Origin of the sequence: Bacillus sp. OTU2372, from assembly GCF_038440275.1 — a bacterium.
Classification (GTDB): Bacteria; Bacillota; Bacilli; order Bacillales; family Cytobacillaceae; genus Neobacillus; species Neobacillus bataviensis_B.
The window spans coordinates 1-23,444 of record NZ_JASATK010000029.1; the positions used below are offsets into that span (position 1 = coordinate 1).

Here is a 23,444-nt window from a genome sequence, read left to right on the forward strand (position 1 = left end):
GCACTAGGGACAATCCAGAAGGATTGTCTTTTTTGCGTTTATGGCGAAAAAGATGAGTAAAAAGCAAAAAGTACGAAGTGTTTTCAAAGAAAACACATGTAGACATACACCCATTTAGAGGAATTAACATAAGATAATACAGGAGCCGGCTGAAAAGATTATTCAAAAAATTGTATACAAATCTGGCGTATCGGACAGAATGGATGTATGGAGGTGGAGGGGATTGAGTTCATTATTAGCACATAATCACTTTGAGGAAACGTGCGTTATTTGTGAAAGTCTAAAACCAAAAGGCATACATCTATACACTTCTTTTATTTGTACAGACTGCGAAAATGATTTAATTCATACAGATACAAATGATCCAAGATATAAATATTTCCTTAAACAGCTAAAAAAGATTACCACACCTGAAATATTTTCATAATAAGTCCTTAAAGGGCTTTATTTTTTTGTTGAAAAATAGGAAACTAAATAAAGTGATCTTAAAAAATGTGTTTTAATAGGCAAGGAAGATATAAGATGAAAAATCAATTGGAAACACCTTTGTATAATGCCTTAAAGGGACATTTAAGTAATAATCCTGTATCCTTTCATGTTCCCGGCCATAAATACGGTGAAATAGCTGCATATAAACAAGATGATTTTTTTAAAGGAATACTAAAAATAGATGTAACAGAATTAACCGGCTTAGATGACCTGCATTCACCAGAAGGTGCGATCAGAGAAGCGGAAGAGCTTTTATCTGAGCTTTACAAAACAAAAAAAAGCTACTTACTTGTGAATGGTTCTACTGTAGGGAATCTGGCTATGATCATGGCAGCTTGTGCTGAGGGTTCAATAGTGCTCGTACAAAGAAACTGCCATAAATCGGTGTTAAATGCACTAAAATTAGCAAAAGCAAGGCCTGTATTTCTTGAGCCAGAGGTAAATCAGGAATGGAAGGTAGCTGCAGGCATCAGCACCCAAACCGTCCAAAAGGCCATTAACCAGTATCCTGATGCTAAAGCCATCATCTTAACTTACCCGAATTATTATGGGATGGTCTATGACTTAAAGGGAATCATCGATTTGGCTCATCAACATCATATTCCGGTATTAGTAGATGAAGCACATGGGCCTCATCTTATCATTGGTGACCCTTTTCCGGCATCGGCACTACAATTAGGTGCGGATTTGGTAGTTCACTCTGCACATAAGACCCTTCCAGCGCTGACAATGGGTTCTTTTTTGCATGTAAATAGTAACCTGGTAGACTTTAAAAGGGTAGAAGAATATCTAGGGATATTTCAATCAAGCAGCCCGTCCTATCCAATTATGGCATCACTGGATATTTCCAGACATTACCTAGCTGCGTATGAGCAAGAGGATGTACACTTTCTTCTATCTGAAATCCAATCCTTTAAAGAAGCTTTAGCTAAGATTGAGAGCATAAAAGTGTTAACATATCCAAAAAACATTGGTGATCCTCTTAAGATCACCATACAATCTAAATCTGATTTAACAGGATTTCAATTACAAAAAAGATTCGAAGCGAATGGAATATATACGGAATTAGCTGATCCGTATAATGTCCTATTTATTTTACCTCTTTTAAAAAAAGGACAAGTCTATCCATTATCCGAGACTGCGGCGGAAATTAAAAGTGCGCTTTACGGTTTGCCGTTTAACGACATAATAGAAGAAATACCGACAGGCGATGAAAGGATTTCGGAGTTAGCCATCAGTTATAGTGAAATGGAAAAACTAAATGTAATGGAAGTCAAGATAGAGAGGGCGTCAGGATTGGTTTGTGCAGATACGATCATACCCTATCCACCTGGGATTCCTTTGTTAATGAAGGGAGAAAGAATAACAAGTGGAAAGATTGGACAGCTTAATCGTTTATTACAAACAGGTGCAAGATTTCAAGGGGATGCCTCTCTATTAAAAGCAGGTTATCTAAAGACATTTTCTATAACGTAGGAATATACATACTGGAGGTTTTATTTTGAAGGAAAACGGAACTTTTATTACATTTGAAGGTCCGGATGGGGCTGGAAAGACAACTATTATAAATCTAATAGCCAAAGAGTTGGAGCACGCTTTGTTGACCAGGGAGCCAGGAGGTATTGAAATAGCTGAGCAAATTAGAAAAGTTATTTTAGATAAAGAAAATACCGCTATGGACCCTCGAACAGAAGCACTGTTATATGCGGCAGCAAGAAGGCAGCATTTAATTGAAAAAGTAAAGCCGGCATTACAAGATGGAAAAGTAGTTCTATGTGACAGATTTGTTGATAGTTCATTAGCGTATCAGGGATATGCCCGTGGATTAGGAATGGATGAGGTTTATGCGATTAATCAATTTGCCATCGAGGACTTGAGCCCAGAGCTGACTATATATTTTGATATTGAACCTGAATTAGGAATGAAACGAATTAATAGAAATAAAGGAAGAGAAGTAAACCGTCTCGACTTAGAAAATCTCGATTTCCATCATAAAGTCAGAGAAGGATATCTTCTACTATTGAAGCGTTTCCCAGCTAGAATGGTCCGGATTGATGCGTCAGGTACCATTGATGAGGTCTATCAAAAAACGCTAAATATAATCAAAGCAAGATTAGAAGAGAAAAGCCTTTAGTATAAGGCTTTTTTATTTAGGTATACCGGCAGATAACCTGTTATAATAAAATAAAGGAAAAAAGAGGAGAGGGTGTTCCATATGAAAATGATCATAGCCGTCGTTCAAGATCAAGATAGCAATCGTTTATCTAAAGCATTAGTAGATAATAATTTTAGAGCAACCAAACTAGCTAGTACAGGTGGTTTTTTGAAGTCGGGGAACACAACCTTTATGATAGGTACCGAAGATATCCGGGTAGATCGGGCTCTTCAAATTATTAAGGATAACTGCAAATCCAGGGATCAGCTGGTTGCCCCTGTTTCACCAATGGGAGGAAACGCTGACTCATACGTCCCTTATCCGGTAGAGGTAGAGGTTGGCGGAGCAACCGTATTTGTGTTACCAATTGAACAATATATGCATTTTTAAAAAAGATAAAGTGGTATAACTTTCGAATTTGAGAATTGTCTAGCTCCAGCGCCTAGCCCCTCGATGGTCTACAGCTTATCCAGTTGCGGCTCCTTGGGACTCGAGTCATAAGCCACCCCCTGAAGAAGGCAAAAGGCGCCTTCTTGCAGGGTACGTCTTAGCCTAGAGTCCCAGGACAGTCGCCTCCACATTTAGGACAATCCGTCCAAAAGGTTAAAAGCAACCTTTCGGCCGGCTCGTCTTATGCTTGTCGGGGCTGACCAAGGCGCTTGCGCTTTTCTAAATAGTGTTTATAGATAGCGAGTGATTAATTTGGTTAAAACATGGGATCAACTACTAGAGCTGCAGCCGAATGTGTTGAAAATGTTAAAAAACAGCTTGTTAAAAAATCGAGTGGCCCATGCGTACCTTTTTGAAGGCATGAGAGGGACGGGGAAAAAGGAAATATCCCTATTATTTACAAAATCTTTATTTTGTGAACAGTTAGTAGAAGAATATAAACCTTGTGAGTCATGTAATAACTGCCTTCGAATCAATAACGGAAACCATCCTGATGTTCATATAGTCGAGCCGGACGGATTATCGATTAAAGTAGAGCAGATACGAAATCTGCAGGCGGAATTTTCAAAAAAAGGTGTAGAATCTCAACATAAAGTATACGTAATTTCTCATGCTGATAAAATGAGCGTGAGTGCTTCTAACAGCTTACTAAAATTTCTCGAGGAACCTAATCCGGGCACGGTAGCTTTTCTTTTAACTGAGCAAGTCCAACAGCTGCTTCCGACGATTTTATCTAGATGCCAGGTATTGGTATTTCAACCGTTAGCACCACAGATGATGATCAAACAATTAATAGAAAATGGAGTTCACCCAGCTAAGGCTCCATTACTAGCACAGTTAACCAATAATTTGGAAGAAGCTCTCAAATTAAATGTTGATGAATGGTTTGCACAAGCCCAAAAAATAGTGGTAAAATTATATGAGGTGTTAAAAAAGAATTCACTGGAGGCGATGGTTACACTTCAGGGAGATTGGTTTTTACACTTTAAAGAAAAAGAACAGATTCAACGTGGTTTAGATCTTTTACTTCTAATCTTTAAAGATTTACTATATATACAATTGGATAGGCAGGAGCAGCTTGTTTTTATAGAGGAGAATGAGCGGTTAAGACAGTATGCCCTGCAAACATCTGGACGGCGCTTATCGGATCAAATGTCAGCTATTCTTGATGCAAAAAGGAAGCTGCAGGCAAATATGAATCCTCAGCTGATGATGGAACAGCTTGTGTTAAAATTGCAGGAGGGATCTTCATTTGTATGATGTTGTAGGAGTACGCTTTAAAAAAGCGGGGAAAATCTATTATTTTGATCCGGGAGACCTCTTAATTGAAAAGGATGACTTTGTCATTGTCGAAACTGTCCGCGGTGTAGAATATGGAAGGGCTGTGATTGCCCGCAAACAGGTTGAGGAACATGATGTTGTCCTTCCGTTAAAAAAGGTGGTCAGAATTGCCGACCAAAAGGATCGAATGATTGTTGAAGAAAATAAGCAGGCAGCCCAAGAAGCTTATGAGGTTTGTAATGATAAAGTGAATGAACATCAGCTGGATATGAAACTAGTGGATGTTGAATATACATTTGATCGAAACAAAGTAATCTTCTACTTTACAGCAGATGGAAGAGTTGATTTCCGGGAGCTTGTTAAAGATTTAGCAGCCATTTTTAGGACACGTATTGAACTGCGACAAATAGGTGTCCGCGATGAGGCAAAAATGCTTGGCGGTATTGGACCTTGCGGGAGAATGCTATGCTGTTCTACTTTTTTAGGTGACTTTGATCCTGTCTCCATTAAAATGGCAAAGGATCAAAATCTTTCATTGAATCCAACCAAGATTTCCGGGTTGTGCGGAAGACTAATGTGTTGCTTGAAATATGAAAATGATGAATATGAGTCCGCTAAAGAAGCTTTACCTGATTTAGGGGAAATTATTGAAACGCCACAAGGTAAGGGAAAAGTGGTTGGATTAAATATATTAGAGCGGGTACTTCAGGTGGAACTAAAGGAACAAGAACGGGTTCTGGAGTATACTTTGGATGAAATCATTAAAGAAGGTGCCTTTTCTATACAATCCACAGATTAAGAGGTGGAAGCCGTGGATAAAAAGGAAATTTTTGAATCAGTAAGTAATATGGAAACACAAATTGGCCATCTTTACCAGCAATTAGGGGAATTAAAGCAGCATTTAGCCGAGATACTAGAAGAAAATCATTATTTAAAGCTCGAAAACGAGCATTTAAGGCGCCGTTTAGATGTAACCACTGAAGAAGGAAAGAAAGAAACAGAAACAAGGGCTGCAGCAGCTGCGGAAACCCCAAGTGGGAAGCATTTTGATGTTGGTGAAGGTTATGATAATCTCGCAAGGCTTTATCAAGAGGGGTTTCATATATGTAATCTTCACTTCGGCAGCTTGCGTAAAGAAGGCGATTGTTTATTTTGTCTTTCTTTTCTTAATAAGAAATAACCTTAAGAGGCTGATTGATGCAGCCTCTATTTTCATAGAAAAAAGGTTAAAAATCGACTTTGAACATTGTCCAGCTCCAGCATCCAGCGGCTAGTGTCCTTCGCGCATCTCCCTATGATAAGTCAACACGAAAAAGCTATCGCTCTTCGTGTTTCCTTTATCTCAGTCGATGCACTCCAGGCCATACGCCGCTAAACGGATGCTTGCGCTTTTCTTATATCATTATTAGTTAGGATGGATCGTTAGTGGTGATTTTAAAAGAAGATGAACGGCTTGATTATTTACTGGCTGAGAAGCTTCGAATTATTCAAAGCCCAACTGTATTTGCTTTTTCTCTTGATGCCGTTTTGCTTGCCCGATTTGTTTATGTTCCGATTCAAAAGGGGAATTTAATTGATCTCTGCAGCGGCAACGGGGTGATTCCTTTATTTTTAAGTGCACGGACAAAAGGGAATATTACGGGTGTGGAAATACAAGATCGATTATATGATATGGCTGTTCGAAGTATTGAGTACAATAAACTAGAAGGCCGTTTAAAAATGATCCATGGTGATATTAAAGAAATGCCTCAGCAGTTAGGGTATGGAAAATTTGATGTGGTTACCTGTAATCCTCCGTACTTTATAACTCCTTCAAAAGAAGAAATAAATCCTAATGAGCATTTAGCCATTGCCCGTCATGAAATTCTTTGTACGCTTGAAGATGCCATAAAAGCGTCAAGTCATTTAGTCCGACAAGGCGGTAAGGTTGCCTTTGTCCATCGTCCTGGTCGTCTCATTGATATTATTACGTTAATGCGTCAGTACAGGCTTGAACCAAAGCGGATTCAGTTTGTCTATCCAAAGCAGGGCAAGGAAGCTAATATTCTTCTAGTAGAAGCGATAAAAGACGGCAGCCCGGATTTGAAAATACTGCCGCCGCTAATTGTTTATAATGAAGATGATGAATACACTCCTGAAATCAGAGGGATTTTATATGGAGAGTAACGGCCATTATTTTTATGTCCTAACGTGCAGCGATGGAAGTCTTTATGGCGGTTATACAAATGATCTTGACCGTCGAATCGAGCAGCATAACGAGGGCAAGGGAGCAAAATATACACGGGGAAGAGGACCGGTCAAATTGACCTATTATCAAGTCTTTGCAAGCAAAGGGGAGGCCTTAAGGGCCGAATATCAGTTTAAGCAGTTAACAAGAAAGAAAAAGCTGGAGTATTTAATGAAAGAAGGTGAATCGGATGTGGCAGCAGAAAAGCTTTGAAAACGAAGCGGATAAGGGAATCCTTTATCTTGTTCCTACTCCAATAGGAAACCTAGAGGATATGACCTTTCGGGCTATTAGAATCATGAAAGAAGCAGATTTGATTGCTGCTGAGGATACCAGAAATACAAAAAAATTGTGTAATTACTTTGAAATTGATACCCAGATAGTCAGCTATCATGAACATAATAAAGAAACTAGCGGGGAAAAGTTGATTGAAAAGGTCAAGCAAGGCTTGAAGGTTGCCCTAGTCAGCGATGCGGGCATGCCCGCGATTTCTGACCCTGGATATGAGCTTGTTCAGGCTGCGATAAGTGAACAGGTAGCGGTGGTTCCGTTACCCGGGGCAAATGCTGCACTCACTTCATTAATTGCCTCAGGACTAACTTGTCAGCCTTTTTATTTTTATGGGTTTTTACACCGGAACAAGAAAGAGAAGCGGGCTGAATTAGAGGTTTTGAGAAAACAAAAGGCTACCTTGATCTTTTATGAATCACCGCATCGTTTAAAAGAAACCTTAGCCATTATGATCGAGGTTCTTGGTAACCGAGAAGTCGTGATTTGCCGGGAATTAACAAAGAAATATGAAGAGTTTATTCGGGGAACCCTTGAAGAAATCAACAGTTGGGCACAATCTAATGAAATCCGCGGAGAATTTTGTTTGATTGTAGAAGGTACCGAAATCCAAGAAGAGGAAGAAGAAATAAACTGGTGGCAAGATTTATCAGTGGAGGAGCATGTCAATTACTACATAACGGAAAAAAATATCTCCTCAAAGGAAGCAATTAAGCAAACAGCTAAAGACCGAAGTTTAAACAAACGTGAGGTTTATCAGGCCTATCATATTGAACAAAATTAAAAACTCCAGCACGATTTCGTGCTGGAGCATTTTTTTTATTTTACAAGTTCAAAATTCTTTTGAATTTCTTCTATTAATTGTTCTGCACCTTCACGGCTAAGAATTAATTTTCCGCCGGCAAGAGCCATGTTATCATCAGAAACTTCACCAGTTACTTGGCAAGTCATATTTGGTTTGTATTTTTTTAAGATAATGCGCTCATCGTCAACATAGATTTCAAGAGCATCCTTTTCTGCGATACCAAGTGTACGTCTTAATTCAATCGGAATAACTACGCGGCCTAACTCATCAACTTTACGAACAATACCTGTAGATTTCATTTAATTATCTCCTCTCATAAACACTTAAATTATTTATCTATCTTCTCTATTAATTCGCCACAATTCGACAAATTTCTTATATTTTCATAATACCAGTACTTCCCATATCCGTCAATTATTTTATTTTAAAAAGCAAGGATGCAATTTTTTCCAGTAACGAGACGTTGTAATAACAAGGTTTGTAAATAAATTTAAACAATTAGGTAAGTTAATAATACTATTGTGTTGAAAAATCCATTTGTCGTAGAAGTATGATTCAATTCGACAAACTTCTACATATTCCTATTCTCTCATATATTACGCTTATTTAGCAGCCTTTGTGGGTGTAATAGGAAATAATTTTAAAAATCTGGAAGTCTAGCAATACGCTTTCTTGCACAAAAGTTTATTTTTCGGTATATTTTGATGATAGAAGCGTTAAAAAGAGGCAATAATGGTTTAATGGGAGTTGCATTGTTTAGGAGGGAATATGATGGAGGAAAAATCAAAGACTTTTTACTTAACCACACCGATTTATTATCCAAGTGGGAATTTACATATTGGACATGCGTATACCACAGTTGCGGGTGATGCGATGGCTCGTTATAAGCGGATGCGCGGCTTTGATGTAATGTATCTAACAGGTACGGATGAACACGGACAAAAAATTCAGCGTAAAGCCGAGGAGAAGGGTGTAACACCACAACAATATGTTGATGAGATTGTCTCAGGTATTAAAGATCTTTGGAACAAGCTTGATATATCTTACGATGATTTTATACGGACCACTGAAGATAGACATAAGCAGGTGGTTGAAAAAATCTTTGCTAAACTCTTAGAGCAAGGAGATATCTATCTTGATCAATATGAGGGCTGGTATTGTACTCCTTGTGAATCTTTTTACACGGACCGCCAGCTGGTAGATGGTAACTGTCCTGATTGCGGCCGATCTGTTGAAAAGGTTAAAGAAGAATCATACTTTTTTAGAATGAGTAAGTATGTTGACAGGCTTTTGCAATATTACGAGGAAAATCCAGAGTTTATTCAGCCAGAATCCCGTAAAAATGAAATGATTAATAACTTCATAAAGCCTGGCCTTGAGGATTTAGCAGTATCAAGAACAACTTTTGATTGGGGAATTAAAGTCCCCGGAAATCCTAAACATGTCATCTATGTATGGATTGACGCGCTTTCCAATTATATTACCGCGCTTGGGTATGGTACAGAGGATGATGCCAAATATAAAAATTATTGGCCGGCGGATGTTCATCTAGTTGGTAAGGAAATTGTCCGTTTTCACACAATCTATTGGCCAATCATGTTAATGGCCTTGGATTTACCACTGCCAAAGAAGGTATTTGCGCATGGCTGGTTGTTGATGAAAGACGGAAAAATGTCGAAATCAAAAGGCAATGTAGTCGATCCAGTTACCTTAATTGACCGCTATGGCCTTGATGCCCTTCGCTATTATTTACTACGGGAAGTACCTTTTGGGGCAGATGGTGTGTTTACACCAGAGGGATTTGTTGAAAGAATTAATTTTGATTTGGCTAATGATCTAGGCAATTTACTAAACAGGACAGTGGCGATGATTGAAAAGTATTTTGCCGGTGTGATTCCTGATTATGCTGGTTCTGTTGGTGAATTTGATGAATCGCTGCTCCAGGTAAACCGTGAAACAGTTGCAAAATACGAAGAGGCAATGGAAAAAATGGAATTCTCCGTGGCATTAACTTCCATCTGGCAATTAGTCAGTCGGACAAATAAGTACATTGATGAAACACAACCATGGACATTGGCTAAAAATGAAGAGCAAAAAGGAGAACTTGCTAGTGTAATGGTTCACTTGGCAGAATCTTTACGCCGTACTGCGATCCTATTAAAGCCATTTTTAACTCGTACGCCTAATGGGATTTTTACACAATTAGGTATTCAAGATGAGGGTTTGAAAACATGGGAGAGTCTTGAAGGCTTTGGCAAGATTCCAAGTGGTGTTAAGGTACAAAAGGATGCTCCGTTATTCCCAAGATTGGATATTGCTGAGGAAGTAGAATTCATCAAAACAAAAATGCAAGGAAGCACACCGGTTATCGAAGAAAAGAAAGAAGAAGAGAAACCAGAGGAGCTTGCGGAAATTTCCATTGAAGATTTCATGAAGGTGGATTTACGTGTTGCGGAGGTTATTCAAGCAGAGCCGGTAAAAAAGGCAGATAAATTGCTAAAGCTTCAGTTAGATTTAGGTTATGAAAAGCGCCAAGTTGTCTCAGGTATTGCTCAATACTATAAGCCTGAAGAGCTTGTTGGCCGGAAAGTGATTTGTATTACCAACTTAAAGCCTGTTAAACTTCGCGGTGAATTATCACAAGGAATGATTTTAGCAGGATCACAAGATGGTCAGCTTTCAATCGCTACTGTCGATCAAACCTTGCCAAATGGTTCGAAGGTAAAATAATTATAGACAAAAGCGCCCAAATCGGGCGCTTTTTACTTAGAAAAATGTCAGGATTTGCTTTAAAATGTTTCACGTGGAACATTTATCCTGTTAATTAGTTGTCTTTAGACAATGGAATACTAGAAATACAAAATAACGAGAAATAACAAGAAAAGAGGAGTATTGATTCGTATGTTATTCGACACACATGCACATTTAAATGACACGCAATATAATGAAGACCTAGAAGAGGTTATTGAACGGGCCCAAACGGAGGGAGTTTCCAATATGGTCATCGTAGGTTTTGATCGCCCGACAATTCAAAGGGCAATGGAATTAGTCGAACGCTATGACTTTATGTTTGCCTGCGTTGGCTGGCACCCAGTAGACGCAATCGACATGACGGATGAGGACTTAGCATGGATCGAGGAATTGACTTCCCATCCTAAAGTGGTTGCTATAGGTGAAATGGGCTTGGATTATCATTGGGACAAATCACCAAAGGATATCCAGAAAGAAGTGTTTCGTAAGCAAATCCGCTTAGCAAAAAAAGTGAAATTGCCAATTGTTATCCATAACCGTGAAGCCACAGCTGATATCGTGGAAATATTAAAAGAAGAGGAAGCGGAAGAAGTAGGAGGAATTATGCATTGTTTTAGCGGCAGCCCTGAGGTTGCAAAGGAATGTGTAAAGATGAATTTTTATATTTCTTTGGGCGGCCCCGTTACCTTTAAAAATGCGAAGAAGCCAAAAGAAGTGGCCGCGGAAATTCCTCTTGAGAAGCTGTTAATTGAAACAGATTGCCCTTATTTGGCTCCTCATCCTTATCGGGGAAAACGGAATGAACCAGGTTATGTGAAGCTAGTTGCTGAACAAATTGCCGAAATTAAGGGCTTGACATTTGAAGAAGTGGCCAAGGCTACGACACAAAATGCTAAGAAATTATTCGGCATAAAATGATAAGGAAATTTGTCGAAGACGCTAGAAGCTTGTCCTAAATTTTTATGATAACAAAAAGTTCTACATGTCTCCTTTTCAACATAGGATTACCGTGTCGATAAGTTTTTCTTTGCAAAGCTTTAAAGGTTGTGCATAATTAGAACTACCTTAACAGGATTAGCAAGGATTGACAGCCGGCGTATGGTTCTCTATAATCTCTCCAAAGAAAAGGAGGCGTTTTTCATCGTATTCCAAAACATGAAAAACCTGTTTCCAGAGTCTTTGAGCGGGAGGTCATGGACCATCATATTTGCTAGTTTTGTAGTTTTGCTTACAACTCTGGGGATTTTCTTTTTTGAAGGCTCAAAGAATACTGTAGCAATGACACTCAATGGCAAGCAGATGGTTGTGAACACACATGCAGATACCATCAAGGAATTATTAGATGAACTGGATGTATCCCTCTCGTCAAAAGACTACCTGTATCCAAAAGCAACTGCAAAGGTTAAGGATGACCTGAAGGTTGTATGGAAGCAGGCGAACATGGTTCACATTGTCAAAGACAGCGAGAAGAAAACGATCTGGACTACGGCCGATACTGTGGCTGAGCTCCTAAAAGAGCAGAAGATTTTATTAAAGGAACATGATCAAATTTCGGCAAATCCACAAGCAGCAATTAAAAATAAGATGAATTTGAAGATTAATATTGCGTTTCATCTTACATACGTGGACGGCGGAAAGACGCAAAAGGTTTGGACCACTTCGACTACGGTCGCTGACTTTTTAAAACAACAGGGCACCAAACTAAAAGAATTAGACAGAGTTGAACCACCATTAACTGCAAATATACGAGAGAATGGTGTTGTAAACGTTATTCGAGTAGAAAAAGTCACCGATGTAGTGGAAGAACCCGTTCAATTTGCCGTGGTAACGAAAAAGGATGGTAATTTGCAAAAAGGGCAAGAAAAGGTCATTGCTCCTGGAAAGCACGGGCGTGTTTCAAGGCAGTACGAAGTCATGCTTGAAAATGGCAAAGAAGTGTCTAGAAAATTGATTAACGAGCAGAATATCTTACAAAAACAGGATAAAATTGTGGCTGTCGGTACGAAGGATTTGGCGTTACAAGTTTCCCGCGGTGAGACTCCGCAAGGACAGGAGTTTTATGTGACGGCAACAGCGTATACGGCTTATTGTAATGGCTGCTCTGGACGTACTGCTACTGGCCTTAATCTTCGTGCTAATCCAAATATGAAAGTAATCGCAGTTGATCCAAGAATTATTCCGCTTGGTTCGAAAGTGTATGTGGAAGGCTACGGATACGCTGTGGCCGCTGATACAGGCGGAGCCATTAAAGGGTATATTATTGATTTATTAATGCCATCACATGCGGATGCATACCGCTGGGGGCGTAAGAAAGTAAAGATTACAGTCTTAAACTAATTTTCACGGGTGCAGAGGATTTCATTCCTCTGCATTTTGCTTTTTTCCTAAAATTCTTTATACTAACAACGAATACTAGCTTTTATTTTCTATCAGGGCGGATACTTTATTGTATGAAATCATTCAATAATATAGACGAGGGACATTACAAAAATGTTTCAATTTTTTCATTATTAATTTTATTATTACGGAGGCTTTTATTCTTAACATGAAAATCAAAGAAATCATCGTCGTTGAGGGAAAAGACGATACGACAACAATAAGACGGGCTGTCGATGCCGATACGATCGAAACCAACGGTTCGGCTGTCAACCAAACTACTATTGAAAAAATCAACCGTGCCCAGGCTACACGAGGGGTGATTATTTTTACCGATCCAGATTTTCCTGGTGAAAAAATCAGAAAAACGATCGCAGCGGCTGTTCCTGGTTGTAAACATGCTTTTTTGCCAAAAGAAAAGGCGATTGCCAAAGGCGGCAAGGGTCTTGGGGTAGAACATGCCAGCCTGGAGGATATAAGAGAAGCGTTAAAGGATGCACAAATCATGCACGAGGTGATATCGGAGGAAATTACCCAGGAGGATTTAATTATGGCCGGCCTAATCGGCGGTGAGGGCTCGAAGGAGCGAAGAACTTCGTTAGGCAAGCTGTTGAAAATTGGTTATACAAACGGAAAACAACTGCATAAGCGATTGATGATGTTCCGCATTAGCAAACAAGAATTTGCAGAAGCATTAAGCGTTATACGTCAGGAGGAACAGAATGAATAAGGATATTGCTACACCAGTCAGAACGAGAGCAATACTTGAAAAATACGGTTTTTCTTTTAAGAAAAGCCTTGGGCAGAACTTCCTAATTGATACAAATATATTAAAAAAGATAGTCAGCTTTGCTGATTTAACGGAGAACTCAGGTGCAATTGAAATTGGCCCTGGGATTGGTGCCCTCACGGAACAGCTGGCACGTTCAAGTAAAAAAGTGATTGCATTTGAAATTGATCAAAGATTGCTGCCTATTTTGCAGGATACATTATCACCCTATGAAAATGTCAGGGTTATACATAAGGATGTATTGGAGGCAGATGTTCGAATTGTGATGGAAGAGGAGTTTCAAGGGATTCATGATATTATGGTAGTCGCCAATCTGCCTTATTATGTTACGACTCCGATCATTATGAAGCTCCTTGAGGACCGCCTGCCGATCCGCGGGATTGTTTGTATGCTGCAAAAAGAGGTAGCAGACCGAATTTCTGCCAAGCCTGGCACAAAGGAATATGGTTCGCTCTCAATTGCCGTTCAATATTACACCGAAGCAGAGACCGTCATGATTGTGCCAAAAACGGTTTTTGTCCCGCAGCCTAATGTGGACTCTGCTGTGATTAGATTAATTAAACGTGAGAAGCCTGCAGTTGTGGTAAAGGATGAGGCCTTCTTTTTCCAGGTGACAAAGGCGAGCTTTGCTCAGCGAAGAAAAACATTATTAAATAATTTAACTAGTCAGCTGCCTGATGGGAAACAGAAGAAGGAAGAGATTCTTGCAGCTTTAAGTGCAAGCGGAATCGATCCTGTTCGCCGAGGAGAAACACTTTCCTTAGAAGAATTTGGCCGGTTAGCTGATGAACTTTATTCATACTTTCATTAACATTTTATCCTCATGATGGATTCATGAGGATATTTTTAGCGTTTAGGAAATTATAAATTTTTCGCTTGTGGATAACTGCTAATAAAAGGACTGTCAACGTCCAGCTCCAGCGCCTAGCCCCTCGATGGTCTACTGCCACTCAGGGAATGAAGGCAAAGAACGCCTTCTTTCCCTGAGCGTCTTATGCTTGTCGGGGCTGTTCAAGGCGCTTGCGCTTTTGTTCTCCCAACGAATACCTCCTCCTTATGTATCATTTTTCTTGAATTTTTAACAAGGACAACATTCCCTGCATAGCCTATGAGAGAACCCATAATTAAAAGTCCTAAGAGGGTCTTATTGGAGTGACGGCAGTGGATATAAAGGTAATGGATATTGTCGGAAGAAAATCGTATAACTGTGATCTCTTGTTCCGCGTTATCGATATTCAAAATATAAACAACGAGAAGGTAGCCATCCTCTATGGGGAGGATTTCCGCCTAGTAGCAGATGCACCATACACTGATTTGGTCATCCCTAATCAAGATGAACGGGTAAAGCTGCAGCAAGAATACAGAACACTTGAAGAACAGTCACTTAAATTATTTAGACAGGATGTTGATTTGATTAAACATCGTCGGGAATATGAAGCGACTGGCGGTTATGCGAAACCGAGCAATTATTTTCAAATTCCTGGAAAGGTTCTTCACTTGGACGGTGATCCCACATATTTAAAAAAATGCATGGCCGTATACGAAAAAATCGGTATCCCCGTGTTAGGGATACACTGCAATGAAAAAGAAATGCCGGAACGAATTGGCGGCTTAATGGACCAATATCGTCCTGATATTTTGGTTATTACAGGCCACGATGCCTATTCCAAAGCTAAGGGGAAGATGTCCGATATTAATGCTTATCGCCATTCAAGGCATTTCGTCCAGGCAGTCAGAGAGGCCCGAAGAAAGGTTCCACATTTAGATCAACTTGTTATCTTTGCTGGTGCCTGCCAATCTCATTTTGAATCACTTATCCACGCAGGAGCAAACTATGCTAGTTCCCCAGCAAGAATTAATATTCACGCACTCGACCCCGTCTATATTGTGGCAAAAATTAGTTTTACCCCGTTTATGGAACGAATCAATGTATGGGATGTATTAAGAAATACCCTAACAGGTGATAAAGGACTCGGAGGGATTGAAACAAGGGGAGTATTACGGACAGGAATGCCTTATCGACCCATCACCGAAGAGGATGCATAAGCCTATTAGTAAAGTGGAGCTGAAGAATATTTATAAATTGGCTCCCCTTTATTCTAATAGTGCTTCATTTTTAAAAATGAATACATATTAAACAACTATTAAGGCAACGATAACATTGTTGAAAATTAGAAGAAAAAGTAGAACAAAAAATATTGACAATCATTTTGTTGGACTGATATAATTTATATTTTTGTTTGACAGAACCTATGTCAGTGTGTTATACTTTACACAGTGAGGTGGACCGAATGCCAAAAACCTTAGCCGATATTAAAAAGGCTCTTGACACGAATTTGGGAAAAAGATTATTGCTGAAAGCCAATGGTGGACGCAGGAAAACAATTGAACGTTCTGGAGTTCTAGCAGAAACTTACCCATCTGTTTTTGTTATTGAGTTAGATCAAGATGAAAATTCGTTCGAGCGTGTTTCATACAGCTATGCGGATGTTTTAACGGAAACAGTTCAAATTACTTTCTATGATGATGCAGCAGGACATGTAGCTTTAAGCTAGTATATAAGCAATGGGTGGCAGTAAACTAAGGTTTACTGCTTTTTGCTGTATATAAATTCAAAAACCTTCATGAAAATGAATAATCTTTTACATACTAAGAATGCTGTGGTATGAAAGGGGTTGTTTAGATGGGCAGAAGAAGAGGGATTATGTCTCATCGCTTTAAAGAGGAGCTAGCAAAGGAACTTGGTTTTTATGATGTCGTTCAGAAAGAAGGCTGGGGCGGCATTCGAGCAAAGGATGCAGGAAATATGGTGAAGCGTGCCATCGAACTCGCGCAGCAGCAGCTAGTCAATCAAAATCGCCAATCTTAACTAACACCACAGCTTGGTCAGTGCAAGGAATTTTTGCACTGGCCTTTTTTTGTCCAAAAAGTGGCTTTTTTCGACGTAAAACGACTGATATAATAATAAAATTGGATAGATATCTCATATCGGACGTCTTACATTTATCTTTTTGTGGTAAAATAGGACAAAATGTGGATTTTTGGAATCGTATGCAGAGGCGCCCAATGGGTGCTTATTGGACAAAACAAAAGTAGGTGACGTAGTGAAGCTTTTAGTCAAAGCACCGGCTAAAATAAATTTAGCATTAGATGTTTTACATAAACGCCCAGATGGCTATCATGAGGTTGAAATGATCATGACGACGATTGATTTAGCCGATCGGGTAGAACTATCCTTACTAGAACAAGATAAAATACATATTCTTTCTCATAATCGCTATGTGCCGGATGATCAGCGTAATTTAGCTTATCAGGCGGCACAGCTGTTAAAGGATCGTTTTGATGTAAAGAAGGGTGTATTGATTTCAATCGAGAAAACGATTCCGGTAGCAGCCGGATTAGCAGGGGGCAGCAGTGATGCTGCAGCAACCTTAAGGGGTTTGAATAAGCTGTGGGGTCTTGGCTTAAGTTTGGATGAACTAGCCAAGCTTGGCAGCGAAATCGGCTCAGATGTTTCCTTTTGTGTCTACGGAGGAACAGCCCTGGCAAAAGGCCGAGGCGAAATCATTAAAGAACTTCCACCGCCGCCAACATGCTGGGTTATTTTGGCCAAACCCTTTATTGGGGTCTCGACCGCTGAGGTTTATCGCAGGCTTGATCTGAATGGAACAAAACACCCGGATATCTATGGAATGATCCAGGCCATTAAAGAACATAACTACCAACGCGTCTGCGATAACGTCGGTAACGTGCTTGAAGGTGTGACTTTAAATCTACATCCGGAAGTTGCCCAAATTAAAGAGCAAATGAAGCGCTTTGGTGCGGATGCCGTGTTAATGAGCGGAAGCGGCCCGACCGTATTTGGAATTGTTCAGCATGATTCGAGAATGCATCGAATCTATAATGGATTAAGAGGTTTTTGCGACCAAGTTTTTGCAGTTCGAATGCTGGGAGAACGACATTCGCTTGATTAAAGGCGTACAATAATGGTATCCTTTAATTAGAATATTCGGATTCTGGGAGGGTAGATATGAAATTTCGTCGCAGTGAACGTTTGATAGATATGACAAATTATTTACTGGATCATCCTCGCCAGCTTGTTCCGCTCACTTTTTTTGCGGATCGATATGATTCAGCAAAGTCTTCGATTAGTGAAGATTTAGCAATTGTGAAGGAGACCTTTGAGCAACGAGGAATTGGAACTTTGCAAACAGTACCGGGAGCCGCCGGTGGTGTGAAATTTTTTGTAAAAGTAAGCCGGGAAAAAGCGGAACCTTTTGTAAATGAACTTTGTCAGTTAATTGCCAATCCCGAACGGCTGTTACCGGGCGGTTATTTGTATTTAACTGATATTTTGGGGGACCCGCAAATAGTTCAGAAGGCCGGACGAATTATCGCTTCTGCCTATGCTGACACTAAAATTGATGTGGTCATGACAGTAGCAACCAAGGGGATTCCTCTGGCATATGCAGTTGCAAGCCAATTAAATGTTCCGGTTGTGATTGTTCGCAGAGACAGTAAAGTGACAGAAGGACCAACGGTTAGTATTAATTATGTTTCAGGTTCTGCTAAAAGGATTCAAACAATGGTACTTTCTAAAAAAAGCATGAGACAGGATTCCCGTGTCCTCATTGTGGATGATTTTATGAAAGCAGGCGGAACGGTAATGGGAATGATCAGTATGCTTGAGGAATTCAATTCCCAGCTTGCTGGAATTGCTGTATTAGTCGAAGATGAGAAAATACAGGAACGGTTAGTGGATGAATATTTATCGCTGGTACAACTAGCAGATGTGGATGTAAAAGAAAAAAGGATTAGTGTACAAGCGGGGAATTATTTTAATATATGGAGGGGTTAACATGAAAGTAGTTCAAACCAATCAAGCACCGGCAGCAATTGGGCCGTATTCCCAAGGGATTGTCGTCAATAATTTATTCTACAGCTCTGGGCAAATCCCATTAACGGCTGAAGGGGATATGGTAACAGGTGATGTGAAGGAACAGACCCATCAAGTATTTAAGAACTTACAGGCGGTTTTAGCTGAAGCAGGAGCATCGCTTGAAACAGTAGTGAAGGCAACTGTTTTTATTAAAAACATGGATGAATTTGTTGCTGTTAATGAAGTTTATGGTGAGTATTTCTCCACACATAAACCAGCCCGTTCTTGTGTAGAGGTGGCTCGTTTACCAAAAGATGCATTAGTTGAAATCGAAGTTGTAGCGCTCGTGAAGTAATCCGAGTGCTTTTTTTTATGAAATCGTCCAGTGCCAGGGCCCGATTAAGGCGCTTGCGCCATTCTAATAATGCGGAAGGCTTATTTTACCGACTATTTTCTACGATTCACGTGTTGAAAACGTTTATTCTTACAAATGTTCACGATTTTGCCGTAAATTTTCAAAAAAAAATAAAAATTAAAGAAGGATAATAGAATTAATTGTTGAATTTATTTAACTAGCATTTTATATAACCAAAAAGGGTGTGAGCACATGGAAGTAACTGACGTAAGATTACGCCGGGTTAATACGGATGGAAGAATGAGAGCGATTGCATCAATCACATTGGATAATGAGTTTGTTGTTCATGACATCCGTGTTATTGACGGAAACAACGGTTTATTTGTAGCTATGCCAAGTAAACGTACTCCAGATGGAGAATTTCGTGACATTGCGCATCCAATCAATTCAGGAACACGTGGTAAAATCCAAGAGGCTGTCTTGGCAGAGTATCACCGATTAGGTGAATTGGAAGTAGAATTTGAAGAAGCCGGAGCTTCCTAAGGATTTTAACAACTAGGGCCTTTCTTCTATGAAGGCTCTTTTTATTGTTTTTTTTTCCCCAAAAACAAACCCCTCAATTCATTTTCTATTCTAACTTTCATTCTACATAATATGACAAAATTAGACACTTTCCCATCATTCCTTGAAAAGCGAGCTCATTTACGTTAATATTTTTAATGGATAAAAAGGTAAATTGGAGGATTGAACATGCCTAATCGTTATGCTGTGATTTTGGCTGCAGGGCAAGGAACGCGGATGAAATCTAAGCTTTATAAAGTTTTACACCCAGTGTGCGGTAAACCTATGGTACAACATGTAGTTGATCAAATAACAAAGCTTAATATTAAAGAAATGGTCACGATAATTGGTCACGGAGCTGAAATGGTTCAAGCACAATTAGGTGATAGAAGTTTTTATGCATTGCAAAAAGAACAGCTGGGCACTGCCCATGCGGTTATGCAAGCTCAAGAAAGCTTAGAGGGAAAAGAAGGTATAACGATCGTTGTTTGTGGTGATACCCCGTTAATTAAAGCCGAAACAATGGAGTCTCTATTTAAACACCATGAACAATTATCGGCAAAAGCAACCATCCTCACTGCTAAAATTGATAACCCAACAGGATACGGACGAATAATTCGCAATCAAGAGGGGCTAGTCGAAAAGATTGTCGAGCATAAAGATGCTACAGAAGAAGAGCGGGAAATTAATGAAATTAACACAGGTACCTATTGTTTTGACAACCGGGCATTGTTTGAGGCTTTAAAAAATGTTTCAAACGATAATGTACAAGGGGAATATTACTTACCAGATGTGATTGAAATTATGAAGAAACAAGGTGAAGTGGTTACTGCCTACCAAACTGACGAATTTGAAGAAACCTTAGGTGTAAATGACCGAGTTGCCTTAGCAGAAGCGGAAAAGACTATGCGTTCACGAATTAATGAATCCCATATGCGTAATGGGGTAACGATTATTGACCCTGCAAATACCTACATAGAAGCAGATGTCGAAATTGGGCAAGATACAGTTATCTATCCAGGAACCATGATTAAAGGTCATTCAAAAATAGGTACAGAATGTATAATAGGGCCAAACTCTGAAATTGATACATGTGAAATCGGGAATGAAACGGTTATTCGTCAATCAGCCGCTTTTAACAGCTCCATTGGTTCTCATGTTAACATTGGGCCATTTGCACACATTCGTCCTGATTCGACCATCTTAGATGATGTCAAAATCGGCAACTTTGTCGAAATTAAAAAGGCGGTTTTTGGAAAAGGAAGTAAGGCCTCACATCTTAGCTATATTGGGGATGCCGAGGTGGGCAGTGATGTAAACATTGGCTGCGGCTCTATAACAGTTAATTACGATGGGAAAAATAAATACTTAACAAAAATTGAAGATGGTGTCTTTATTGGCTGTAATTCTAATTTAGTTGCCCCAGTCACCATTAAAAAAGGCTCTTATGTTGCTGCGGGTTCGACGATCACAAAGAATGTGCCTGAAGAGGCTTTAGCGATTGCTCGTGCAAAACAAGTTAATAAAGAGGATTACGTTCAGAAACTTAATCTTAAGAAATAAAGCTATTACAATTGGAGGGCAATCATGTCTAATCAGTATTTAGATCCGAATTTAAAAGTATTTAGTTTAAACTCAAATATGCCTTTGGCAAGAGAAATCGCAAAATTCATTGGCGTTGAGCTTGGAAAATGCTCTGTAACCAGATTTAGTGACGGTGAGATTCAAATCAATATTGAAGAAAGTATCCGCGGTTGTGATGTCTATGTTATTCAATCAACGAGCCAGCCTGTTAATGAGCATATCATGGAATTACTCATCATGATTGATGCCTTAAAGAGAGCTTCTGCAAAAACCATCAACATTGTTATGCCTTATTATGGCTATGCACGTCAAGATCGTAAAGCACGTGCTCGTGAGCCAATTACAGCTAAATTAGTGGCGAACCTGCTTGAAACTGCTGGAGCAACCAGAGTAATCTGTCTGGATCTTCATGCACCGCAAATTCAAGGCTTCTTTGAAATCCCAACTGACCATCTAATGGGTGTGCCGATTTTAGCAGAGTATTTTAAAAGCCGTCAATTCAATGGTGACGTGGTCATTGTTTCCCCAGACCATGGCGGTGTAACAAGAGCACGTAAATTGGCTGAGCGTTTAAAGGCTCCAATTGCTATCATCGATAAACGCCGTCCAAGACCAAATGTTGCGGAAGTTATGAATATAGTTGGTAACATTGAAGGTAAGATCGCGATCTTAATCGATGATATTATTGATACAGCAGGTACGATTACCCTTGCAGCTAATGCCTTAGTGGAAAATGGAGCACAAGAAGTATACGCCTGCTGTACACACCCTGTGTTGAGTGGTCCAGCAATTGAAAGAATTCAAAATTCAAAAATAAAAGAATTAGTGATTACCAACTCGATTGAGCTTCCTGAAGAGAAAAATATGGATAAAATTATTCATCTCTCTGTTGCACCATTACTTGGTGAAGCGATTATCCGTGTTCACGAAGAACAGTCAGTATCTACCTTATTTGATTAATAAATAAATGTTTAGACCCTCCTATTTTAGGGCATTTTTATATAGTAAGTGTTAAAAAAGGAGGGTATCTAAACATATGAGTACTGTTTTACAAGCAAAGGAACGGACGGAACTCCGTCATTCAGCATTGAAACAACTCCGTAATAATGGAAATATCCCCGCAGTGGTTTATGGAGCAAAGGTTGAAAGTAAACCGGTATTTGTGAGTTCTGCAGATTTAACCAAAACCATCCGTACGGTCGGCAGAAACGGTGTCATTTCTCTTGATGTAGATGGCAATAAGTACGATGTCGTTTTATCGGATTATCAAGAGGATTCATTTAAAAAGGAAATTCTTCATGTTGATTTCTTAGCAGTAGACAAATCCTCCAAAATTAATGTGGAAGTCAGGCTTGCACTTGTTGGCGAAGCGATTGGCGTGAAAGATGGTGGTGTCTTGCAGCAGTCTATCCACCAATTATCGATCACATCCACTCCGGATAATATCCCGCAGCAAATTGAAGTGGATATCACCAACCTTCAAGTTGGTGAAACTGTACTAGTAGGAAATATCCCTACCGGTGGCGGCTTTACTATTAATCATGAGGATGAGGAAGTGGTTGCTTCCATCTTACCTCCAAGACAGGAAGAAGAAATTAACTCGGGTGAACAGCAGCAGGAAGGTCATCCTGACCACGAAGAAGGCAGAGAAACTACTCCAGAATAGAAAAGCTAAAAGCGGCTGTTCAGCGAAGGACACTAGCTGCTAGGCAGTAATCAAAGTTTAAGAGTTCGAGACGTAACCAATTTAAGGTTACGTCTTTTAACGCATAATTAAGGAAATCATGTTATTATGGGAGAATGGCGATGTTCCGAAAATTTTTTAAAAGGATGACTAAACCGGAAGAGGTGGGAACACAGATGAAATTAATCGTAGGTTTAGGAAACCCTGGAAAACAATACGATCAAACAAGACATAATATTGGCTTTGAGGTAATCGATACACTCTCGGATCAATTCTCTATTCCGTTAAATCAATCAAAATTTAAGGGCGTATATGGGATTGGCCTACATAACGGGGAAAAGGTATTACTTTTAAAACCATTAACCTATATGAACTTATCAGGGGAATCAATCCGGGCGGTAATGGATTATTATCAAATAGAGTTAGAGGATTTATTAGTCATTTATGATGACCTGGATCTGCCTGTTGGCAAAATAAGACTTCGCCAAAAAGGGAGTCCAGGGGGGCATAACGGAATTAAGTCTACTGTTGCCCATCTGGGGACGCAGGAGTTTAACCGAATTCGGATAGGAATTAACCGGCCAACCCCAGGAATGAGCGTACCTGATTATGTCCTAGGACGTTTTCGTCAGGAGGAAAGACCTTTTACTGAGGAAGCGGTAAAAAGAAGCGCAGATGCTTGTGCTGCTTGGCTAAAGAAGCCATTTCTACAGGTCATGAATGAATATAATCAATAATTGTTCATGATACAAGTCTTTCATTCATACAT

General features: G+C 39.6%; 27 protein-coding genes. 26 read left to right on the forward strand and 1 reads right to left on the reverse strand.

Annotation, left to right across the window (positions count from 1 at the left end; genetic code table 11):
- Positions 1 to 199: 199 nt before the first annotated feature.
- The 10 genes from AAHB15_RS26135 (at position 200) to rsmI (ending at position 7,674) form a co-directional block, all read left to right on the forward strand.
- The gene (locus tag AAHB15_RS26135; RefSeq protein WP_098530282.1) at positions 200 to 427 is read left to right on the forward strand and encodes a sigma factor G inhibitor Gin; all 228 of its coding nucleotides are present in this window, start codon (positions 200 to 202) and stop codon (positions 425 to 427) included.
- 95 nt (positions 428 to 522) lie between these two features.
- A complete protein-coding gene (locus AAHB15_RS26140) occupies positions 523 to 1,965 on the forward strand; it encodes an aminotransferase class I/II-fold pyridoxal phosphate-dependent enzyme (protein WP_335575833.1) in 1,443 nt (480 codons plus the stop codon).
- Positions 1,966 to 1,990: 25 nt separating this feature from the next.
- On the forward strand, positions 1,991 to 2,623 hold the full coding sequence (gene tmk / locus AAHB15_RS26145) for a dTMP kinase (protein WP_335575834.1): 633 nt from the start codon (positions 1,991 to 1,993) through the stop codon (positions 2,621 to 2,623).
- A gap of 81 nt (positions 2,624 to 2,704) precedes the next feature.
- Positions 2,705 to 3,034, forward strand: coding sequence for a cyclic-di-AMP receptor (locus AAHB15_RS26150; protein ID WP_098530279.1), 330 nt, complete (start codon positions 2,705 to 2,707; stop codon positions 3,032 to 3,034).
- 312 nt (positions 3,035 to 3,346) lie between these two features.
- Positions 3,347 to 4,354, forward strand: coding sequence for a DNA polymerase III subunit delta' (gene holB / locus AAHB15_RS26155; protein WP_335573495.1), 1,008 nt, complete (start codon positions 3,347 to 3,349; stop codon positions 4,352 to 4,354).
- The gene (locus AAHB15_RS26160) at positions 4,347 to 5,174 is read left to right on the forward strand and encodes a PSP1 domain-containing protein (RefSeq protein WP_335573494.1); all 828 of its coding nucleotides are present in this window, start codon (positions 4,347 to 4,349) and stop codon (positions 5,172 to 5,174) included. Before holB ends, AAHB15_RS26160 begins: the two co-directional genes overlap by 8 nt.
- A 12-nt stretch (positions 5,175 to 5,186) precedes the next feature.
- A complete protein-coding gene (gene yabA, locus AAHB15_RS26165) occupies positions 5,187 to 5,555 on the forward strand; it encodes a DNA replication initiation control protein YabA (RefSeq protein ID WP_335573493.1) in 369 nt (122 codons plus the stop codon).
- Between the two features lie 245 nt (positions 5,556 to 5,800).
- Positions 5,801 to 6,541, forward strand: coding sequence for a tRNA1(Val) (adenine(37)-N6)-methyltransferase (locus AAHB15_RS26170; RefSeq protein ID WP_335573492.1), 741 nt, complete (start codon positions 5,801 to 5,803; stop codon positions 6,539 to 6,541).
- Positions 6,531 to 6,815 carry a GIY-YIG nuclease family protein gene (locus AAHB15_RS26175; protein WP_144568591.1) on the forward strand — a complete coding sequence of 95 codons (285 nt, stop codon included), beginning with the start codon at positions 6,531 to 6,533 and terminating at the stop codon, positions 6,813 to 6,815. The genes AAHB15_RS26170 and AAHB15_RS26175 overlap by 11 nt, the downstream gene beginning before the upstream one ends.
- Entirely contained in the window at positions 6,793 to 7,674 is an 882-nt protein-coding gene (gene rsmI, locus AAHB15_RS26180) for a 16S rRNA (cytidine(1402)-2'-O)-methyltransferase (RefSeq protein ID WP_335573491.1), read from the forward strand. Before AAHB15_RS26175 ends, rsmI begins: the two co-directional genes overlap by 23 nt.
- 35 nt (positions 7,675 to 7,709) lie before the next feature.
- On the opposite strand, the gene AAHB15_RS26185 is transcribed toward rsmI, so the two are convergent.
- Positions 7,710 to 7,994 carry an AbrB/MazE/SpoVT family DNA-binding domain-containing protein gene (locus AAHB15_RS26185; RefSeq protein ID WP_098530272.1) on the reverse strand — a complete coding sequence of 95 codons (285 nt, stop codon included), beginning with the start codon at positions 7,992 to 7,994 and terminating at the stop codon, positions 7,710 to 7,712.
- A gap of 472 nt (positions 7,995 to 8,466) precedes the next feature.
- Here AAHB15_RS26185 and metG point away from each other — a divergent pair, with 472 nt between their 5' ends.
- From metG to pth, 16 genes are all read left to right on the forward strand, one after another.
- Complete coding sequence (gene metG, locus AAHB15_RS26190; RefSeq protein ID WP_342043643.1) at positions 8,467 to 10,425, forward strand: methionine--tRNA ligase; 1,959 nt, start codon at positions 8,467 to 8,469, stop codon at positions 10,423 to 10,425.
- A gap of 171 nt (positions 10,426 to 10,596) precedes the next feature.
- On the forward strand, positions 10,597 to 11,364 hold the full coding sequence (locus AAHB15_RS26195; RefSeq protein ID WP_342043640.1) for a TatD family hydrolase: 768 nt from the start codon (positions 10,597 to 10,599) through the stop codon (positions 11,362 to 11,364).
- A gap of 237 nt (positions 11,365 to 11,601) precedes the next feature.
- Complete coding sequence (locus AAHB15_RS26200; RefSeq protein WP_342043644.1) at positions 11,602 to 12,783, forward strand: ubiquitin-like domain-containing protein; 1,182 nt, start codon at positions 11,602 to 11,604, stop codon at positions 12,781 to 12,783.
- A 208-nt stretch (positions 12,784 to 12,991) separates the two neighbouring features.
- Complete coding sequence (rnmV, locus tag AAHB15_RS26205) at positions 12,992 to 13,552, forward strand: ribonuclease M5 (protein ID WP_098530268.1); 561 nt, start codon at positions 12,992 to 12,994, stop codon at positions 13,550 to 13,552.
- Positions 13,545 to 14,423, forward strand: a complete 879-nt coding sequence (rsmA, locus tag AAHB15_RS26210; protein WP_098530267.1) for a 16S rRNA (adenine(1518)-N(6)/adenine(1519)-N(6))-dimethyltransferase RsmA — start codon at positions 13,545 to 13,547, stop codon at positions 14,421 to 14,423. Before rnmV ends, rsmA begins: the two co-directional genes overlap by 8 nt.
- A 350-nt stretch (positions 14,424 to 14,773) precedes the next feature.
- Positions 14,774 to 15,658 carry a sporulation peptidase YabG gene (yabG, locus tag AAHB15_RS26215; RefSeq protein WP_335573487.1) on the forward strand — a complete coding sequence of 295 codons (885 nt, stop codon included), beginning with the start codon at positions 14,774 to 14,776 and terminating at the stop codon, positions 15,656 to 15,658.
- A gap of 245 nt (positions 15,659 to 15,903) precedes the next feature.
- The gene (veg, locus tag AAHB15_RS26220; RefSeq protein WP_007084178.1) at positions 15,904 to 16,167 is read left to right on the forward strand and encodes a biofilm formation stimulator Veg; all 264 of its coding nucleotides are present in this window, start codon (positions 15,904 to 15,906) and stop codon (positions 16,165 to 16,167) included.
- Between the two features lie 128 nt (positions 16,168 to 16,295).
- Entirely contained in the window at positions 16,296 to 16,481 is a 186-nt protein-coding gene (locus tag AAHB15_RS26225; RefSeq protein WP_098530266.1) for a small, acid-soluble spore protein, alpha/beta type, read from the forward strand.
- Between the two features lie 235 nt (positions 16,482 to 16,716).
- Positions 16,717 to 17,586, forward strand: a complete 870-nt coding sequence (gene ispE, locus AAHB15_RS26230) for a 4-(cytidine 5'-diphospho)-2-C-methyl-D-erythritol kinase (RefSeq protein ID WP_335573496.1) — start codon at positions 16,717 to 16,719, stop codon at positions 17,584 to 17,586.
- Positions 17,587 to 17,642: 56 nt separating this feature from the next.
- Positions 17,643 to 18,470, forward strand: a complete 828-nt coding sequence (purR, locus tag AAHB15_RS26235; protein ID WP_335573486.1) for a pur operon repressor — start codon at positions 17,643 to 17,645, stop codon at positions 18,468 to 18,470.
- 1 nt (position 18,471) lies between these two features.
- Entirely contained in the window at positions 18,472 to 18,846 is a 375-nt protein-coding gene (gene ridA / locus AAHB15_RS26240; protein WP_335573485.1) for a 2-iminobutanoate/2-iminopropanoate deaminase, read from the forward strand.
- Positions 18,847 to 19,098: 252 nt separating this feature from the next.
- Positions 19,099 to 19,389 (forward strand): septation regulator SpoVG, encoded by a 291-nt coding sequence (gene spoVG, locus AAHB15_RS26245; RefSeq protein ID WP_003347151.1) that lies wholly within the window; start codon positions 19,099 to 19,101, stop codon positions 19,387 to 19,389.
- Positions 19,390 to 19,596: 207 nt separating this feature from the next.
- Positions 19,597 to 20,970: a bifunctional UDP-N-acetylglucosamine diphosphorylase/glucosamine-1-phosphate N-acetyltransferase GlmU gene (gene glmU, locus AAHB15_RS26250; RefSeq protein ID WP_342043641.1), complete on the forward strand. Its 1,374-nt coding sequence runs from the start codon at positions 19,597 to 19,599 to the stop codon at positions 20,968 to 20,970.
- Positions 20,971 to 20,994: 24 nt separating this feature from the next.
- Positions 20,995 to 21,951, forward strand: a complete 957-nt coding sequence (locus AAHB15_RS26255; protein WP_098530261.1) for a ribose-phosphate diphosphokinase — start codon at positions 20,995 to 20,997, stop codon at positions 21,949 to 21,951.
- 76 nt (positions 21,952 to 22,027) lie between these two features.
- A complete protein-coding gene (locus AAHB15_RS26260) occupies positions 22,028 to 22,657 on the forward strand; it encodes a 50S ribosomal protein L25/general stress protein Ctc (protein WP_098530260.1) in 630 nt (209 codons plus the stop codon).
- A 194-nt stretch (positions 22,658 to 22,851) separates the two neighbouring features.
- On the forward strand, positions 22,852 to 23,412 hold the full coding sequence (pth, locus tag AAHB15_RS26265) for an aminoacyl-tRNA hydrolase (protein ID WP_098530284.1): 561 nt from the start codon (positions 22,852 to 22,854) through the stop codon (positions 23,410 to 23,412).
- The last annotated feature ends 32 nt before the right edge of the window (positions 23,413 to 23,444 follow it).

Coding starts and splice junctions, on each gene's coding strand:
- AAHB15_RS26135 (WP_098530282.1), top strand. CDS start 200: ATGGATGTATGGAGGTGGAGGGGATTGAGTTCATTATTAGCACATAAT.
- AAHB15_RS26140 (WP_335575833.1), top strand. CDS start 523: ATGAAAAATCAATTGGAAACACCTTTGTATAATGCCTTAAAGGGACAT.
- AAHB15_RS26150 (WP_098530279.1), top strand. CDS start 2,705: ATGAAAATGATCATAGCCGTCGTTCAAGATCAAGATAGCAATCGTTTA.
- AAHB15_RS26175 (WP_144568591.1), top strand. CDS start 6,531: ATGGAGAGTAACGGCCATTATTTTTATGTCCTAACGTGCAGCGATGGA.
- rsmI (WP_335573491.1), top strand. CDS start 6,793: ATGTGGCAGCAGAAAAGCTTTGAAAACGAAGCGGATAAGGGAATCCTT.
- AAHB15_RS26185 (WP_098530272.1), bottom strand. CDS start 7,994: ATGAAATCTACAGGTATTGTTCGTAAAGTTGATGAGTTAGGCCGCGTA.
- metG (WP_342043643.1), top strand. CDS start 8,467: ATGGAGGAAAAATCAAAGACTTTTTACTTAACCACACCGATTTATTAT.
- AAHB15_RS26195 (WP_342043640.1), top strand. CDS start 10,597: ATGTTATTCGACACACATGCACATTTAAATGACACGCAATATAATGAA.
- AAHB15_RS26200 (WP_342043644.1), top strand. CDS start 11,602: ATGAAAAACCTGTTTCCAGAGTCTTTGAGCGGGAGGTCATGGACCATC.
- rnmV (WP_098530268.1), top strand. CDS start 12,992: ATGAAAATCAAAGAAATCATCGTCGTTGAGGGAAAAGACGATACGACA.
- rsmA (WP_098530267.1), top strand. CDS start 13,545: ATGAATAAGGATATTGCTACACCAGTCAGAACGAGAGCAATACTTGAA.
- veg (WP_007084178.1), top strand. CDS start 15,904: ATGCCAAAAACCTTAGCCGATATTAAAAAGGCTCTTGACACGAATTTG.
- AAHB15_RS26225 (WP_098530266.1), top strand. CDS start 16,296: ATGGGCAGAAGAAGAGGGATTATGTCTCATCGCTTTAAAGAGGAGCTA.
- purR (WP_335573486.1), top strand. CDS start 17,643: ATGAAATTTCGTCGCAGTGAACGTTTGATAGATATGACAAATTATTTA.
- ridA (WP_335573485.1), top strand. CDS start 18,472: ATGAAAGTAGTTCAAACCAATCAAGCACCGGCAGCAATTGGGCCGTAT.
- spoVG (WP_003347151.1), top strand. CDS start 19,099: ATGGAAGTAACTGACGTAAGATTACGCCGGGTTAATACGGATGGAAGA.
- glmU (WP_342043641.1), top strand. CDS start 19,597: ATGCCTAATCGTTATGCTGTGATTTTGGCTGCAGGGCAAGGAACGCGG.
- AAHB15_RS26255 (WP_098530261.1), top strand. CDS start 20,995: ATGTCTAATCAGTATTTAGATCCGAATTTAAAAGTATTTAGTTTAAAC.
- AAHB15_RS26260 (WP_098530260.1), top strand. CDS start 22,028: ATGAGTACTGTTTTACAAGCAAAGGAACGGACGGAACTCCGTCATTCA.
- pth (WP_098530284.1), top strand. CDS start 22,852: ATGAAATTAATCGTAGGTTTAGGAAACCCTGGAAAACAATACGATCAA.